This window comes from Oleiphilus sp. HI0066, from assembly GCF_001635725.1.
On the sequence record NZ_LWFH01001555.1, the window covers coordinates 71,802 to 89,886 of the forward strand.

Genomic DNA, 18,085 nt, shown 5'->3' on the forward strand with positions numbered 1-18,085 from the left:
GGAATCGATAGAGCAAGAGGCAGCACCGGTCAAGAGGACTAAAAGAAGGTTTCTAGGAGGAATATTAGGTGTATTGTTTAGTGCACTGGCCCGCTATGAAAACGAAACTCCGTATCAGGCTCTTCTATCAACGCCGCTTCGATGACTTTGAATTCTGCCACGCGTTCTGAAATATCTTCACCTGCATACTTGGTCGCAAGTTTTAAATAGTCTTGGTAGTGACGAGCCTCAGACTTCAATAGAGACTCATAGAAATCTTTAAGCTCTTCATCTAAGAACGGCGCAAGTTTGGCAAAACGCTCACATGAACGGGCTTCGATGAATGCGCCAATAATAAGAACATCTACTAGCTTTTCCGTTTCCGTCTTGCGCATCTGATCACGTAAGCCGTTTGCATAACGCGAAGCAGATAGCTTGCCGTAGATCAGGCCGCGCTTTTTAATAATCTTTAGCACTTGTTCAAAATGACGAAGTTCTTCGCGCGCTAATCGCGACATCTTATTCAGCAGTTCGTTATCATCAGGGTAACGATGAATGTTGTTCAAGGCCGTCATTGCCGCTTTCTTTTCACAATGGGCATGATCAATCAGCATGATATCCTGATTGGCCAATGCGTTTGTAATCCATAAATCCGGTGTTTCACACCCAAGAAATTCATGAATTTCGGCTAAAGCGTCAGTGTTCATACTTACTCATCCAGATGCTCAAAACTACATACATAACAGGCGCGCATTATATCCACACCCATAACGAAGTTCATCTCTTAATCGAGGGGGAATTAATTGCGTTAAAACGCAATATCTATTTTGACTCAATGCTTAACTGAACTTGCAATGCTAATGATAATTATTATCATTAGCATTTAATTAAATAATTTGAGTCAACTAAATGGTCACACCGGCTACCCCTTTGCTCGCCCAACAACTGAGAAAACAAGTGAGATACGGCCTCAGCCCAGATTCTCCCGCCCTGATTAATGAGTGGCTTGCAATTGATCGTTGCTGCTACCAAGGGTTTTATCATGGCGTTTGCAGCACTTGCTGTATAAAAGAACAACAATCCTATCTTGAGCTCCAATTCCGCTGTTTGCTAGAGGCCGTTCTTGACGAGCTAGTGCCGCTACAGTGGCGTTGCACCTGTCTTGACCACATATATAAGCCTCTCTTTAACTTAAAAAAAATCTGTAATGACGATGATAGCAAGCAACGCTTACAAACAATGTTTTCAGAACTAGCACTGATGAGTAGCTATTTTAACGCCAGTTTAACCGGACTTATAAGCCAACAATCGGCCGCATCAGAAACCGATAATATTTTAGAAAATTTAAGGAAGTAACATGACTGAAACAAGAACTGAACGCGACAGTATGGGTGAACTAACTGTACCCAAAAATGCACTTTATGCAGCACAAACGCAACGCGCTGTGCACAACTTCCCAGTAAGTGGCAGGAGAATGCCCGAAGCCTTTATACGATCACTAGTTAAAGCGAAAACTGCGGCGGCCAAAGCGAATGGAGAACTAGAACAAATCCCCAGTGACATGGCAAAGGCGATCTCCGACGCGGCAGATAAGCTTTTAGTAAGCGAAGATTTAATGCAGCACTTCCCTGTTGATGTTTATCAGACGGGCTCTGGCACAAGCTCAAACATGAACGCAAACGAAGTACTTGCCACATTGGCAACCGAACTCTACAAAGATTCCGTTAGCGCTAATGACCACATTAACTGCGGTCAAAGCAGCAACGACATCATTCCTTCGACGATTCATATCAGTGCGGCTATCGAGCTAAACGAACAGCTCCTTCCTGCTTTAGAGTACCTTGTTCAAACCACAAGAGAGAAAGCCAAGAGCGTAGATCAATACGTTAAGACAGGTCGCACCCATTTGATGGATGCAATGCCAGTGCGCATGAGCCAAAGCTTAAACAGCTGGGCAACTCAAATTGAACAAAACATCCTACACTTACGCCAACTTCAACCTAGCTTGCAGTCCCTTGCGCAAGGCGGAACTGCCGTCGGCACAGGTATCAACGCACACCCAGAGTTCGCCGCTAAATTCAGCAAGATACTAAGTGACGATACTGGAATAGCATTTACGCCTGCTGATAATTTCTTTGGCCATATTGGCTCTCAAGACATCGCGGTTGCACTTTCTGGTCAACTAAAAACAACTGCGGTTTCTCTGCTTAAAATCGCGAACGATCTACGCTGGATGAACTCAGGTCCGCTTGCAGGCTTGGGCGAGATAGAACTTGAAGCATTGCAGCCTGGCAGCTCGATCATGCCCGGAAAAGTAAACCCAGTTATTCCTGAGGCCGCAGCAATGGTCGCTGCACAAGTAATCGGTAACGATACGGCGATTACCGTGGCTGGACAATCCGGAAACTTCGAATTAAACGTCATGCTGCCCTTGGTTGCGAATAATCTATTAGAAAGCATTGAGTTACTGGCAAATGTATCACGCCTTCTTGCTGATAAAGCAATTGCTAGCTTCAAGGTAAACGAAGATAAACTCAGAGAAGCCTTATCACGCAACCCAATTTTAGTGACAGCTCTAAATCCCATCATTGGCTATCTAAAAGCAGCGGAAATCGCAAAACAGGCATATAAAGAGGGCCGACCAGTCATTGACGTTGCCGCAGAAAACACAGAACTAAGCGTTGACGAGTTGAGCAAATTACTCGACCCAGCCAAGCTGACGCAGGGCGGCCTTTAAGAGACAACACCCGAAAAGGAAAACAAAATGAGTACCACATTTAACTTCACCGGAAAAAACGTCTTTGTAGTTGGCGGCACGAGCGGTATTAACTTCGGAATAGCTAGCGGCTTCGCGCGCTGGGGAGCCAATGTAGTCGTTGCCTCACGCAAAGAACAAAAAGTTGCGAATGCAGTCGCAGAACTAAAAGCATTGGGCGCCTCTGCAAACGGCGTGACACTAGACGTCCGAGATTACGAGCAAGTTGAAGACGGATTTGAAAGCGCTTGTAAATTCTTAGGTGGCGACATTGATATCCTCATTTCAGGCGCAGCAGGAAACTTCCCTGCTCGCGTTAACGACATGTCGCCTAATGCGATCCGCTCAGTGCTTGAAATAGACCTACTAGGTACATTTCACGTTATGCGCGCTGGGTTTAATTATCTCAAAAAACCCGGCGCAAGCGTGATTAACATCTCTGCTCCGCAAGCCTTTCTTCCCATGGCTCATCAAGCACATGTTTGTGCAGCCAAAGCAGGCGTGGACATGGTGACGCGAACACTAAGTATGGAGTGGGGGCAAGATGGTGTGCGCGTCAATTCGATTGTACCTGGCCCGATCGCCGGCACAGAAGGAATGGATCGCCTGTCTCCAACCCCCGACTTACAGGCTGCTGTCGCAAAATCGGTACCGCTAAAACGCCTTGGTGAAGTCCACGACATTGCCCATGCAGCTGGAATGCTATGCGCTGAAGAATCCTCGTATATTTCAGGCATTGTGCTCCCAGTAGACGGAGGATGGAGTCAAACTGGCGCGACATCGGTCATGGATAAGATGTCGCGCATGCTCGACACCATGAAACCATAATTAACATAACAACGACAGCGCGCTGACAAAACTCACGCGCGTTGTCAGTACCGAATCGAAATAACATAAGTTGGTTACGATAGGACAAGCAAGGAAAAGCGCATGAAAATCACCCTAAGAAAGACACTCGACTCGGACACCAAACCACGCTTACTCACTTTATTGAACCTTATCGCCAATAACGAGATCAGAACGCATTTGCTTTACTCGGAATTAATAAAGCATCATGCGTGTCATGTGGGCAGAGACCAGCATTTATTATCTTGTTTTCACACAGCCTTGACCGAAGATAAAGATCACTACCAATGCATTGAGCATTGCATTGAACTTATCCAAGGCCCGAAAGCGCCCACAAAAACGAGAAACAAACACTACCCTAGCACACAATTAAAAAGCTCTTTTTCTAAGTTACTTAAAAGCCTCTATTTAAGCGAAGCCTCTTCAGTTCAAGCCTACTCTGAAATTTGCACCATGACCCTAGAAAAAGACTATCGCTTATTCGATCTTGCCTATCGCAACATGCATGAAAACATTGTGCACCTCGACGCTGTAGAAGAGGCACTAAACACTCACTGCCAACATCCTCTTACACATTAAGGCACAACTCTTTATGACAACGTGGCTACTCGCAAAGATAAACTACCCAAGTCCAGATTTAACATGGCGGGAAACACCGCGTTTACTGGTCAAAGAACTAATACTTCTTACACCCTTTCTATGCTTGATCGGCATAATATATATCGTCGACAAAACCTTATTTGGGCTTATCGTTGAAACCATGAGCGATGCATATATCGCTGTCAGCGTCTTTGTCTCGATCACGCTAGCAGGCTTCTACTACCTTGACCGTCACTTAAAAGCGGATCTTCGAGAATTACTTAATCGAAAATCTATTCTCCAAGTCCCAGTAGCTGCTTTTTTAGGTGCACTACCAGGTTGCGGTGGCGCTATTATTGTAGTCACTCAGTTCGTGAATGGCAGTATGAGCTTCGGTGCACTTGTCGCAGTATTGATTGCAACAATGGGGGATGCCGCATTCTTACTCATCGCGAAAGAGGCGGAAACCGCCGCACTCGTATATGGATTAAGTTTATGCGCAGGAATTGTTTCTGGCTATATCATTAACGCCGTACATGGGCACGACTATCTAAAGAGGAAATCTGACGAAACACAACTGAATACATTCAGCTTCTCGCGTACAACCCCTCTCAAGGTATATGCATTTATAGGGGTACTTGTTCCGGGTGTAATCTTTGGTTTACTTGAGGCCTTTCTGGTAGACACTAATGCTTTATTTGGCGCATGGACTGACTATCAGCCCGTTACTTGGTTGGGTTTTATTGGGGCTTTGCTCTGCATCTCTGTTTGGGTTGGTCAACCATTAGACTCTTGGTCGGCACGTTTTGCGGAAAAAACCGATATCAAACACCTGAAAGAGACCGTCGTCGCAGAAACCAGCTTTATTTCAGTTTGGGTTATTTTAGGCTTTCTCAGCTATGAATTTCTGGTATATAGCTATGGCCTTGATCTACAATCTGTGTTCCAACAATTAGGTGGTCTGGTGATCCTTTTTGCTGTTCTAATCGGCTTCATTCCCGGTTGCGGCCCACAAATCGTAACAACCACTCTTTACCTTAACGGTGTCATTCCTCTGTCAGCTCAATTGGCAAACGCAATTAGCAACGATGGCGACGGATTATTTCCAGCACTAGCACTCGCGCCTAAAGCCGCATTTAACGCGACCCTCTACAGCGCCATTCCTGCATTGCTATTAGGCTATTGCGCGTACTTCTTAGGCTGGTAACTATTATTTATGGTTCTTTTTTCAAATAAATAATCGGAGAAATATAATGAATATGAAACTTTTATCAGTCCTTTTCCTTAGTGTTATCAGCAGCGGAACACAGCGTAGAAATGAAAAACGTAGGAGCGGACGGCCCAATGGTATTCACACCAGCCGTGCTTCATGTAGCAGTGGGCGACACGGTACATTTTTTACCAAGCGATCCAGCGCATAATTCTGAATCCGTTGCAGGATTAATTCCAGAAGGCGCGACACCTTGGAAAGGAGATATGAACAAAAAAGTGTCGGTGACGATCGATAAAGAAGGCGTGTACGTTTACCAATGCCTACCCCATTCGGTATTGGCGATGGTCGGCGTAATCGTTGCAGGCAAGCCAACAAATCTAGACGCGGTAAAAACGAATGCTTCGTCTCTAACAAGTAAATTCGTTGTTAATAAAGACCGCTTAGACAAGTATTTAGCACAAGTAAAATAAGCCATTCATCAATAGCTAGAATCGGGTGTTATATAGCAAATTAATGTAACGCCCAACCTTCCAACGATTTCCCAAATCAGCTATCGCCTGCTTTTTTCAGCACGATGCATAATTCGCATTTTCTGCAATACCTAGTCAACTAATTTAAGTTTCTTAAGGCGAGTCTTCTTCGATTATTTCTAGCGGTTTACATTCATATTCTATATAATAACGATTCTCATTTAGATTTAAAAAATGCTAAATGGTAACTCTCTCACAATAGAGCAGGACTGGATAAACACTGTGCAAGACAAGCCAAAAATAAACTTCGAAGAACGCGATGAATACAAACGAAAGTACGAGCATGCCAATACGAATTTATGCTTCAAAGCTATGCGCTTTCGTCATCAACACGTGAGCCCTGTAACCATCGATGAATTTATTGAAGCGGTCCATACTTTAGCCGCCGTATTTAAACTTCCAGCATCTGAACATCACCCCCTCGATACGTTTTTTTGGGCACGAAATAAACTTCAAACCGAGTTTGAACAAGAAGGCCGAAGTGATGTGTTTAAGGTTTGGTGTCGTCGCGCAATCAACGAATTAGAACTCGATATTCAGGCGCAATGCGACTTGCTTGGCGACGGAAAAATCGTCGCGTTAGTGTAAGGACATTCAGCTGGGGACAGTCCCTATTCAACTAAAACACCTTATCGCCTAAATACGCATCGAATGAGAAGTCATTCATTCCGGTGGTGATGATGTGAGAGCAGTATTCGTCTAGGGCTTCTACGGGGTTTTGTAGCGCTCGCATGCCGAGGATATCTCGACCTGTCATATGAAATATTTCTTGGGTCGGTACATGAAGCAAAAGCGATTCCTCGACATCTTTGTCGTTGCCTTTTCTCTTTAGGAAACACCCTAGACCATAGTAATCGCCACTAGATTGGGCCTCTAAGTCAAAACGTTCGACAAGCCGCGCCAATATGGTTTTCACACCACGAAGGCCTGAAACAATCGTATTAGTATACGGCCATCCGTTGGACAACTTAGTGGGTAGAAAATCGGTATTATACAAATCAGAAGGATTCACAAGCAGACCCATACCTTGCACGTGACCATCAAGATAGTATGCCTCTCTTAATTGACTAGGCAAACCTAAGTTCATCGAAGAACCCGCGCTCTCGAAAGAACATGACATCGCGCCTAGCTCGATCACGCGCCCTTGCGCCTCAATGTAAAGTCCAGCTGACACGCCGGGCGCCATGCCTTGTCGCAGCGCAGGCCTAATTCTTCCTTTAAGAGCCACAAATAGCTCTCCACCATCCAAAAGTGCATGCCCCGTTTTCGGTTGGTGCTTTACCAAATGCTCCAAAAACTGCTCTTTTCCTGCAGCAAGCGGCGAAAGCACATCAGGTCCCGTTTTGAAGTCAAATATTTTGCTAGCCAACTGCTCTGGAGCGTCTTCTTTTTTGTAGATACACTCAACACCCGCCGAGCGCATCTCTTCAAGACTAAATCCAAATTTATTCACTTTTTCTTCCCTAAATTTGAAACATAAAAAATCCCGCACCTCTCTCGACCTGTAGGATTTTTAGTTTAACGGTGTACTAAGCACCTACTTAAGTAAGTGCTTAGTACACGTCACGCACATAACGTTTTTGTTTCTTAAGGTCTGCCAAATAGGCGTCTGCTTGCTCAGCACTCATGTTGCCATGCTCTGCAATGATGTCATGCAAGGCTGCATCCACATCTTTAGCCATGCGGTAGGCGTCACCACAGATGTAGAAATAGGCGCCACGCTCAAGCCATTCAAAGAACTCTGCACCACTCTGCTTCATGAGGTCTTGTACGTATACCTTTTCTTCTTGGTCACGCGAAAAGGCAAGGTCTAGCGTGGTTAAAAGACCTGACGCCTTCATTGCTTCCATTTCTTCTTCGTAGATGTAATCCGTGGCACGGTTGCGATCACCAAAGAATAACCAGTTGTCGCCACCTGCTTGGCGAGCCTGACGCTCTTCCAAGAAAGCTCTAAATGGCGCGATACCAGTGCCAGGGCCAACCATAATCATAGGCGCTGAGTTGTCTTCTGGTACGGAGAAGCTTTTGTTTGGCGAGAAGTAACATGCTACTTCTTGGCCGTCTTCAACTAAGTCTGCCAAGTAGGTTGAGCACACACCCATATAATCACGACCATCATGATCATAACGCACACTACCGATGGTCAGGTGTACTTCGTTTTCATGCGCATTGATGCTTGATGAAATCGAGTAAGCACGCGGCGCTAAAGGCTTAGACAAAGCAACAAATTCGGCAAAGCGCATGTCGCCCTTATAGGCCTTCAACAAATCAACAACATCTTTACCCCATAAGAAGTCGTTTAATGCTTCTGTATCGTTATTTTCAACTAGACGCGTCAGCTCTTGGTCGCCACTGCGCTTCGCCAGTTCAATCACTAAATCTTTTGACGGAGTGCGAATTTCTAGATGCGCTTTGAGTACGTCTGCGGCTGTATAGTTTTGCTCTTTGTATGGAACAGACTCTGCATCATCAACACCGAACACGGCTAAGCAGGCTTCAACAAGGCTAGGTTGGTTCAACGCAATAACATTTAGTGCATCCCCTGCATTGTAGGTTTCGCCGCTATCGCCCAAAGAGAATTCGTAATGCACGATTTCCTTACTTGAGCCTTCTTTGTTCAACAAACGCTTGTTGACCAACTTCGCTTGCAAAGGGTTGTTGCGATTGAACTTAGATTTTTCGTTTTTCGCTGACACAGGCTCTGCGGCCGCACCAGAAACACCACCGTCACGTCCTTTGCTTGCAATGGTCGGGATCACTTTCTCGATCCATGCTTCAGCAGCAGCTTCAAAGTCAATGTCGCAATCAACACGATCTTCAACGCGCGTTGCGCCAAGTTCTGCCAAACGCTCATCCCATTGCTGGCCAGCTAAACAGAAGTCGTCGTAGTTGGTATCACCCAAGGCAAGTACTGAGTAGAACATATTCTCGAAACGCGGCGCGTCGTCTGCCTCAACCTGATCCCACAAGTTTTGTGCGTTGTCGGGCATTTCACCCTCGCCGTAAGTACTCGTTACAACAAGCAAGCGCTCAGTGGCAGACAGCATGTCTAGCGTTACATCGTCCATGTCGTAAACGGTAGGTGCTAAACCCTGAGAAAGTGCTAGCTCGGCAGCATCTTCCGCAACAGTTTCTGAGTTGCCAGTCTGGGTGCCAACGATAATAGATATCGCTTTTTGTGCGACTGGCGCAGATTGACTTGCACCTGCTTGCGCGCCATCGTTGTTGATCAATAAACGCGTATGTAGGCCAGCAAGAAAACCGCCCATCCACTGCTTTTGATCTTCGTTAAACGGCAAGTCCTGCGGTAAATAAGGTACACGCGTAGCGGCGTTTTCGCCCACTTGGTTTACGTCATTCACGATGTCGTTCATATTTCCTCCTACTCACCTCGAGATACTTCAAACGAGGCTTCGCACATTTCAATCGTTATTAAATTCTTTTCTTCAGAGTCTTAAGCTGCCTGTTGCATGACGCTCGCGATGGTCTGTAAATAATGTCTGGCTAAGGCTTCTTCCAACGGTGGAAACTCGGCCAACTCGGCTTTGTTTTGACGGTCACGTTCAATAATCCACACCGTTGTACCCCATGCACGGGTATCCCACACTTCACGCAACATCAGTGACTCTTTGTAATCACGTACGCGCTTATCAGCAAGCAAAGCTGCGAGTGCTTCGTTGCTGTAGGCCTCAAAAGATGCTTTTAAGTCTTTATGAATTTGCTCTACTAGCTTTCGGTCTTCGCTTTCAATTAAGTGACGCACCATTTCGTCGCTGGTTACACGTGTTGATTTCACTAAATCAGACTTGCTTGCTAGCTCTTTGGCGCGGCGCAAGATGCCCATGGCATTCACGTACTGGTAAATAAGCCCGCTATCACGCTCTCCATAACCGGGAACATCACCATTGAACATGTCTTGCTTGCGCTTATAAGCGTCACCGATGCGACGCAACTGCCACAAGCCCCATGCTTGAGAAAGCTCTTCCAACAAGACTTTACGAGGACTTGCTTCAAGAATCGCTTCACCACAGTGGTAGCGATACAAAGATAAAGGAATCAGCACATAGAAGTGTTGACGCGCTTTGTCCCAGTTTTCTAGCAAGCTTGCCGCTAGGCTTGAGCCGCAATGTTGAATGTGCAGTTCAAGGTGCAACTTCAACGCGTCTTCTTGTGCACGCATTAAGCTTGAATCTTCAGATAATGCCGTCGCTCGTACTGAGTCTCGGCTACAACGCTCTGCAATTTGGCCGCTTGGATCATACTGATAAGCGGTACCTCCACTCATACCATTGCCGAAGCCTTTTCCATATGAGCCTAAATTGATCACGCTGCCGTTGGTCATATATTCACAGCAGAAGTCACCCACACCTTCAACGACAGCTACTGCGCCAGAGTTACGTACACCAAAACGGTCGCCCGCTTGGCCTTGTACAAACAACTCACCACCCGTTGCACCGAACAAAGCAAAGTTACCGATCAGTACGTTGCCTTCTTCGCATGTCGCACCACCACCAGGATTGCTAACGATAATACGGCCACCGCTCGCGCCTTTACCAACTCCGTCGTTACAGGTACCGCTGTGTTTAAGCGTTACACCAGAGTTATTGAACGCACCAAAGCTTTGACCTGCTGAATTATGTGTTGCTACCGTTAAGCTGTCTTCACGCAATACCACTCGACCATTGCTTAATGTATCTATTGCAGGGTGAGCAGTGCACTGCTCTTCAGTAAGTTCGTAGTTAAGATGGCGCTCTACATCAATACTGAATTGACCACCGGTTGTCTTATTACAGTTAGTCAGACGCGGGCCTTCGATTTCTAACGAAGCCAATTGCGCTTCGAAGAACCGTTCGTAGGCTTCGTCGATATAAGCTTGGTCTGGCTCAAAGTTGGCTTCAAGCGCGACCGCTTCTTCGTCTAACGTTTTGGCATTTGGTACGCGTAATAAGGCGCGCATATCCAACTGACCAATTAAGTTCGGGTGACGAATAAGTTGTAAAAGATCTGTACGGCCACGTACTTCACGCAAACTTGCAAAGCCGAGTTCTGCCAAGACTTCACGCACTTCGTGCGCTAGGTTAATAAAGTACTGTGCCAAGGCTCGTGGGTCGCCTTCGTATACTTCTGGGTTTGTTGTCAAACCTGCTGGGCATTTCACGTTACAGTTTTTCGCCATCACACACTTAAGCATCATCAGTGCGGTGGTTCCAAATTCAAAGGAATCACCACCGAGCATTGCAGATTTAACAACATCTAAACCTGTTTGATGGGCGTTTGAACAACGCAACACAACGCGGTCACGCAAGCCATTTGCAGTCAGTGCTTGATGTACTTCTGCGATACCTAGCTCTGCAGCACGCCCCGTGTTTTTCAAACTGGTTACCTGCGCGGCACCAGTACCTCCTGTATTACCTGCAATATTGATCACGTTGGCACCCGCTTTCGCGACACCTACTGCAATCGTGCCCACACCTTCTGACGATACTAGTTTAACGATTACCTTCACACGCGCTGCTTTCGCGTCGTGAATCAACTGGCCTAAGTCTTCGATCGAGTATGTATCGTGGTGCGGAGGAGGAGAAACTAGCTCTACCCCAGGTGTACCGCCACGTGCCGCTGCGATCTCTACATTTACTTTCGCAGAAGGTAGCTGACCACCCTCACCTGGCTTCGCTCCCTGTGCGATTTTAATTTCAATTTCTTGTAGCGATGGATCTGCTAGATAGCCAACCCAAACACCAAAACGACCAGACGCAAACTGCTTGATCTTACTGGCTTTTACAGTGTTATAACGACGTGAATTCTCACCACCTTCACCAGAATTACTCATCGCTCCGGCAATATTGGTACCCTGAGCAACCGCTTCGTGGGCTTTGGCAACCAAAGCACCATGACTCATTGCGCCTGATGCAAGCGCTGCAGTAATTTCGTGCGCAGGTTGTACTTCGCCTAATGCGATAGACGCCGGCGCAGTTATTAGCGACTCAAAGAACTCAATCTCACCACCCTGCACCTCAACAATCAAAGCACCATTCTCTATTTGCGCGCGACATAGTTCTGCACCCAGAAATGCAACAAATGCGCTATGTAATGCCTTCAAACGGGCTTCGTCAGAACTTGTAAGAGACACTTCAAACCGACCATCATCACGTGCGATGACAAACAACCCGCGCGCCGAATAAGACACGTTACCTTTAAGGTCAACGCTGTCTAATCGTGCTTTAAAATCTTCTTCAGTGGCAGCTGTTGCAAAATCAAGTGGTAGGCACAGTACATCACGCAACGCGGCAGGTCGTGAATCGCGTTCACGATAGACTTCCTTACAAAACTGTCTGTATGCAGGAGTGATTTCAAAACCGTCGATCTGCTCGGGCGTACAGGGCTCGTAACCCATTTTCTTATAGCTAACATCTGTTGCTAAACGTAATGGGTGGCCTGACTCTGGCTCCTCCGCATACTCGATACTCTCTTCCGTCATATTGACGAATTCACGCACAGCGGTTGTACCAAAGCTGTGACCAGCACCGTCAGAACGCTCTTTAAACAAGCCCAGTAGCGGAATCTCATTTTCGCTTTGAATATCTGCAACACGCGCATGCCAGTCGGCTGCACTTTGTGCGATGTCGGCAAACCGTACGCCTCCAACTGGCGCATGGATGTTCGGGAAAATTTGCTTAAGTTTAGCGTCTTCAGTATCAAGGAAGTTCGATTCAAAGAACTCACCACCGATATAGCTTTCAGCCGTACAGAGACCAAACTTACCCATGGTCTTCATCAAGGCTTTTTCGACTGCTTTTTGATACTTGCCAAGCGCAACTTCAACCGCTGCATGGTCACCATGAAGCTCGCACGCGCGATAGAATACGGTCAAGGGACACACAGCCGAGACACCAAAGCCAAGCAAACAAGCAACGTCATGCGTACTTACCGCCTGACCTGTTTCAAACAGCAGGCTCGAGTTAAAACGCAGGCCTTGTTTGATCAAGCGTTGATTCGCAGCCGAAGCAACCAATACTGCAGGCAATGCGGCCTTATGATGACTCACGTTGATGTCACTTAAAACAATGATATCCCAGTTATTTCGAGCTAAGGCCTCAACGTGACTACAAACTCGCTCTAATGCTTCTTCAAGCTTGATTAGATTGTTTGTCGCGTCATTCAAGTCAACCTCATATAAGGTTTCAACACGCTCTACACGAAGAACATCTTGTTTCTCAATCTGTTTAAGGTGCTGAGGTTGCAAAATAGGCGAGGGTAAGGTCAGCTGCTTGGCACCTTTTTGAGCAAAGTTGGGTTTCGCGCCAAGCGATACACGCAAAGTCATTCCGTCCGCTTCACGAATACTATCAAGAGGAGGGTTCGTCACCTGAGCAAAGCGCTGCGAGAAGAAGCGCGACATGCCACCTTCTTCTTTAGCGAAGCTGTTTGGCGCTAGGCCATAACCCATTGCTGAAATTTTTTCCCCGCCATTTTGCAGCATTGGATCAAGCAAGAACTTAAAGCTCTCTTGGTTCATGCTATAGGCCACGTGCAAGGCTGAAACACTTAGTTTGCCCGGCACTTCAACTTCACTTAGAGCGACAGGATGTAGATCGCTTAAACGAATACGCGCCTGTTCTAACAAAAGGCCATAGTCTTGCTCGTCCGAAAGACGTTCAAGTACATCGTTCGTATACTCAATACACTTACGCTCATGGTCAAACAAGACCATACCACCAGCTTCAATACGTCCGCGACGAATGATTGACTCAGGTGCAAAATCAATTTGCCCTGCTTCACTCATCACAGCTAAGTAATCATTGGTTTCAACGCTTCGCAAAGGTCGTAGACCTAAGCGGTCAAGACGCGCACCAACCTTTACACCATCACTAAAGATAAGTGCCGCTGGGCCGTCATTCTTCTCTTCAGAAAGCGCGAAGTACTCAAGCATGTCACGCTGATTTCCTTGAATACGCTCGTCGTTCTCCCATGCCGGCGGCATCATCATTAGGGAAGCTTCGTCAATATCGAGACGGTCTTCTATGATGCGGCGAGCCAGTGTTTGGTCAAGACGTGCAGAATCTGACTGACCTTCTGGGAAAATAATTTCTCGATTATGCGAACGTGCAATCGCATCTTCACTCAGTCGATTTTTACGGTCAGTGTTCAACTCACCGTTATGCGCCATACGTCTAAATGGTTGCGCAAACATTGGATTCGGCGCTGTATTGGTAGAAAAACGCGTATGGAAAAATAAGGTATGAATCTGGTGCTTAGGATGACTAAGATCTTTAAAATAAGGCACAACTTCCCAGCTATTTAAACGCCCCTTATAAACCTGCGTTCGCGAACTCATTGATAAGGGATAAAATCCTGCAAGTTCTGGCCGCTTAAATGCCGGATACTCGATTTCTTCGAGAGCATCATTAATGTGCCGTTCAAACTCATCTTGATTATCGATATTGGAAGGACGCTCAAATACTAACTGATGGATCTTTAACTGGGCCTGCGCACTTTTCTGATTAAGCGCTGCAGTATCCACATCAACATCACGCCATAAAATGATATTTAAACGATACTGTTTGAACACATTGCGCAGTAAACGTTCAGCTTCTGAATGCTGCTCTTCTTTTCTGGGATAGAAGAAATTAGCAACACCAAACTCACCAAGCTCTAGATTTTCGTTGCCAGTTATATAACGAAAGAAACTCAGCGAAATATCAATATTTACACCTGCGCCATCGCCAGTACCTTCAGCGTCAAATCCTCCGCGATGGGGAATTCTGCACAATGCCTGATGCGCATGCTCTAGTAATTCATGAGTTTGTTCACTGCGCTTATGCGTAATAAAACCTACGCCGCAACTAGAGTGTTCTTGCTCTGAATTAAATAAGTAACGCATCAATAACCTCTATGTTTCACTGTATCTACTCACTAACTGTTCATTTTCAAGTGGAGATAATTAAACAACCTACTAAGCCAAAATTTGGCTGATCTTCGGGGGCGTGAAGAATACCGATAGAATATCTATATCGCAAATAATAATTATTTTCATTTGCATTTAGTTTGCCGAAAGCGCCGTTCCTAGCTCGGATTTGACATTTTTGACAAAAATGAACGCTTATTTGGCCGATGTATAGTGAACATGGGTAATATCAACACGAGTTATTCTTAACAATAAATTTAAAAATTAGTAGAATCGCGCCCAAGAAAATCATGTGCAGACTAAATTTCTTGGCTAATCCATTACTGGGGTTTCTCTTCAGTCACACAACTTAAAATAATGAGGATTACTCAAGGCGACTCGTTTCATCTGTTGAAGCATCGAAAAGACGCCGATCCATTTAGTCTTAAAATATTGATTGCTGGTCAATCAATAAAACTTTCAGAGAGAGATTCGTATGAGCTTATATTCAGAATACTTAGAAGAGATCGAGGTTCGTAAGAAGGACCTAGGCTTACACCCAAAACCAATCGATAGCGCAGAATTGCTATCTGAGATCATTGCCCAAATCAAAGACACTGGCAATGCAGAACGCGAAGCGTCTCTAAACTTCTTCATCTACAACACGCTTCCTGGTACGACTCCGGCGGCAGGCGTAAAAGCAGCTTTCTTGAAAGAAATCGCGCTTAGCAATGAAACAGTTGCAGAAATTTCTCCAGAATTCGCGCTAGAGCAACTTTCTCACATGAAAGGCGGCCCTTCTGTTGAAGCACTTCTAGACATCGCCCTTTCTGACGACGCGCAAGCAGCGGCAGCGGCTGAAGTATTGAAGTCACAAGTATTCTTGTACGATGCAGACACAACACGTCTTGCAGACGCGTTCAAAGTAGGCAACGCAATCGCAAAAGATATTCTTGAAAGCTATGCAAAAGCAGAGTTCTTCACGAAGCTTGACGATATCCCAGAAAAAATCGACGTTGTTACTTACATCGCAGCAGAAGGCGACATCTCTACTGACCTTCTTTCTCCAGGTAACCAATCACACTCACGAGCTGACCGCGAACTTCACGGCCAGTGCATGATCACGCCTGAAGCACAACAAGAAATCGTTGAGCTTGGTAAGAAGCACCCGAACGCGAAAGTTATGCTTATCGCTGAAAAAGGTACGATGGGTGTTGGTTCTTCACGTATGTCTGGTGTTAACAACGTTGCACTTTGGGCTGGTGAAAAGACTTCTCCATACATTCCATTCATCAACAACCGTCCAGTTGTAGCAGGTACTAACGGTATCGCGCCAATCTTCTTGACGACTGTTGGCGTAACAGGTGGTATCGGTCTTGACCTTAAAAACTGGGTTAAGAAAACTGACGCAAATGGCGAAGTTGTTCGTGATGAAAACGGCGATCCAGTATTAGAAGAAGCATACTCTGTTGCGACAGGTACTGTTCTTACTATCGATACAAAAGCGAAGAAGCTTTACAACGGTAGCGAAGAGCTTTCTGACGTTTCTGACGCATTCACGCCTCAGAAAGTTGAGTTCATGAAGGCTGGCGGTTCTTACGCGGTTACTTTCGGTAAGAAGCTTCAAACATTCGCAGCTGAAACATTGGGTGTTGAAGCGCCTGTTGTTTACGCAGCATCTAAAGAGATCTCAAACAAAGGCCAAGGCCTAACTGCCGTTGAAAAAATCTTCAACCGCAATGCAGTTGGCGTAACGTCTAAAACTCCTCTACATACTGGTTCAGACGTTCGCGTTAAAGTGAACATCGTTGGTTCTCAGGACACTACTGGTCCAATGACTTGCCAAGAACTAGAAGCAATGGCTGCTTCTACTATCTCTCCAGATGTTGATGGTGCTTTCCAATCAGGTTGTCACACTGCTTCTGTATGGGATAACAAAGCGAAAGCGAACACGCCTAAGTTGATGGCATTCATGAACGCATTCGGCGTAATCACTGCACGTGACCCGAAAGGTGTTTACCACTCAATGACTGACGTAATCCACAAAGTATTGAACGACATCACTGTAGATGACCGTGCAATCATTATCGGTGGTGACTCACACACGCGTATGTCTAAAGGTGTAGCGTTCGGTGCAGACTCAGGTACAGTTGCAATTGCATTAGCAACTGGTGAAGCAGCAATGCCAATCCCAGAGTCAGTAAAAGTAACCTTTAAAGGTTCTATGAAGCCACACATGGACTTCCGTGACATCGTACACGCGACTCAAGCACAAATGCTTAAGAAGTTCGCTGGCGAAAACGTTTTCCAAGGTCGTGTTATCGAAGTACAAATCGGTACTCTACTTGCTGACCAAGCGTTTACCTTCACTGACTGGACTGCAGAGATGAAGGCGAAAGCGTCTATCTGTATCTCTACTAACGAAACTTTGATCGGCTCACTAGAGCTTGCTAAGTCACGTATCCAGATCATGATCGACAAAGGCATGGACAACGAAGCACAGATGCTTAAAGGCTTGATCGCGCTTGCTGACAAGCGTATCGCTGAAGTGAAATCTGGCGAAGCTCCAGCACTTGCTCCAGACGACAACGCGAAGTACTACGCAGAGCTTGTTGTTGACCTAGATGCAATCGAAGAGCCAATGATTGCTGACCCAGACGTAAACAACGAAGACATCTCTAAGCGTTACACGCATGATGTTATCCGTCCTACTTCTTACTACGATGGCCGCCAGGTTGACCTTGGCTTCATTGGTTCTTGTATGGTTCACAAAGGTGACATGCAAATCATCGCAGCAATGCTTCGTAACCTTGAGAAGAAAGGTCCTATTACGTTTAACGCACCACTTGTTGTTGCGCCACCAACGTACAACATCGTTGATGAACTAAAAGCAGAAGGCGACTGGGACATCCTAGCTAAGTACGCTGGTTTCACGTTTGACGACGACAATCCAAAAGAAGCAGCACGTACTAAGTACGAAAACATCCTTTACCTTGAGCGTCCTGGATGTAACTTATGTATGGGTAACCAAGAGAAAGCAGAAGCAGGTGATACTGTGCTAGCAACTTCTACGCGTCTATTCCAAGGCCGTGTAGTAGAAGACTCTGCTGAGAAGAAAGGTGAATCACTACTAGGCTCAACGCCAATGGTTGTTCTTTCAACGATTCTTGGTCGTTTCCCAACTTTGGAAGAGTACAAAGAAGCGGTTGACGGTATTAACCTAACTTCTTTCGCACCACCTTCTGAAGATTTGGCAGTGCCACTTAAGATTGTTGGCTAGTCATTGACTAGAAAAATTA

Annotated in this window: 11 protein-coding genes; 7 read left to right on the forward strand and 4 right to left on the reverse strand. The window is 45.9% G+C overall.

Annotation, left to right across the window (positions count from 1 at the left end):
* Nucleotides 1-77: 77 nt before the first annotated feature.
* Nucleotides 78-686: a tRNA-(ms[2]io[6]A)-hydroxylase gene (locus A3738_RS24405; protein WP_068478139.1), complete on the reverse strand. Its 609-nt coding sequence runs from the start codon at nucleotides 684-686 to the stop codon at nucleotides 78-80.
* 650 nt (nucleotides 687-1,336) lie between these two features.
* Between A3738_RS24405 and A3738_RS24415 the strand changes: the two genes are divergently transcribed.
* From A3738_RS24415 to A3738_RS24440, 6 genes are all read left to right on the forward strand, one after another.
* Nucleotides 1,337-2,716, forward strand: a complete 1,380-nt coding sequence (locus A3738_RS24415; protein WP_068478135.1) for a lyase family protein — start codon at nucleotides 1,337-1,339, stop codon at nucleotides 2,714-2,716.
* A gap of 27 nt (nucleotides 2,717-2,743) precedes the next feature.
* Nucleotides 2,744-3,562, forward strand: a complete 819-nt coding sequence (locus tag A3738_RS24420; protein WP_068478133.1) for an SDR family oxidoreductase — start codon at nucleotides 2,744-2,746, stop codon at nucleotides 3,560-3,562.
* Nucleotides 3,563-3,664: 102 nt separating this feature from the next.
* Entirely contained in the window at nucleotides 3,665-4,159 is a 495-nt protein-coding gene (locus A3738_RS24425) for a hypothetical protein (RefSeq protein ID WP_068478131.1), read from the forward strand.
* A gap of 13 nt (nucleotides 4,160-4,172) precedes the next feature.
* Complete coding sequence (locus A3738_RS24430) at nucleotides 4,173-5,366, forward strand: putative manganese transporter (RefSeq protein WP_068763644.1); 1,194 nt, start codon at nucleotides 4,173-4,175, stop codon at nucleotides 5,364-5,366.
* Between the two features lie 110 nt (nucleotides 5,367-5,476).
* A complete protein-coding gene (locus A3738_RS24435) occupies nucleotides 5,477-5,842 on the forward strand; it encodes a pseudoazurin (protein WP_082878515.1) in 366 nt (121 codons plus the stop codon).
* Between the two features lie 234 nt (nucleotides 5,843-6,076).
* Nucleotides 6,077-6,490 carry a hypothetical protein gene (locus A3738_RS24440; RefSeq protein ID WP_068478129.1) on the forward strand — a complete coding sequence of 138 codons (414 nt, stop codon included), beginning with the start codon at nucleotides 6,077-6,079 and terminating at the stop codon, nucleotides 6,488-6,490.
* Between the two features lie 31 nt (nucleotides 6,491-6,521).
* On the opposite strand, the gene A3738_RS24445 is transcribed toward A3738_RS24440, so the two are convergent.
* The 3 genes from A3738_RS24445 to A3738_RS24455 form a co-directional block, all read right to left on the reverse strand.
* Nucleotides 6,522-7,355: a hypothetical protein gene (locus A3738_RS24445; protein ID WP_068478128.1), complete on the reverse strand. Its 834-nt coding sequence runs from the start codon at nucleotides 7,353-7,355 to the stop codon at nucleotides 6,522-6,524.
* A 100-nt stretch (nucleotides 7,356-7,455) separates the two neighbouring features.
* On the reverse strand, nucleotides 7,456-9,276 hold the full coding sequence (locus tag A3738_RS24450; protein WP_068478126.1) for a sulfite reductase flavoprotein subunit alpha: 1,821 nt from the start codon (nucleotides 9,274-9,276) through the stop codon (nucleotides 7,456-7,458).
* A gap of 80 nt (nucleotides 9,277-9,356) precedes the next feature.
* Nucleotides 9,357-14,783, reverse strand: a complete 5,427-nt coding sequence (locus A3738_RS24455) for a glutamate synthase-related protein (protein WP_068478124.1) — start codon at nucleotides 14,781-14,783, stop codon at nucleotides 9,357-9,359.
* 499 nt (nucleotides 14,784-15,282) lie between these two features.
* On the opposite strand from A3738_RS24455, the gene A3738_RS24460 reads away from it, so the two are divergent.
* On the forward strand, nucleotides 15,283-18,066 hold the full coding sequence (locus tag A3738_RS24460) for a bifunctional aconitate hydratase 2/2-methylisocitrate dehydratase (protein ID WP_068475144.1): 2,784 nt from the start codon (nucleotides 15,283-15,285) through the stop codon (nucleotides 18,064-18,066).
* Nucleotides 18,067-18,085 lie beyond the last annotated feature (19 nt).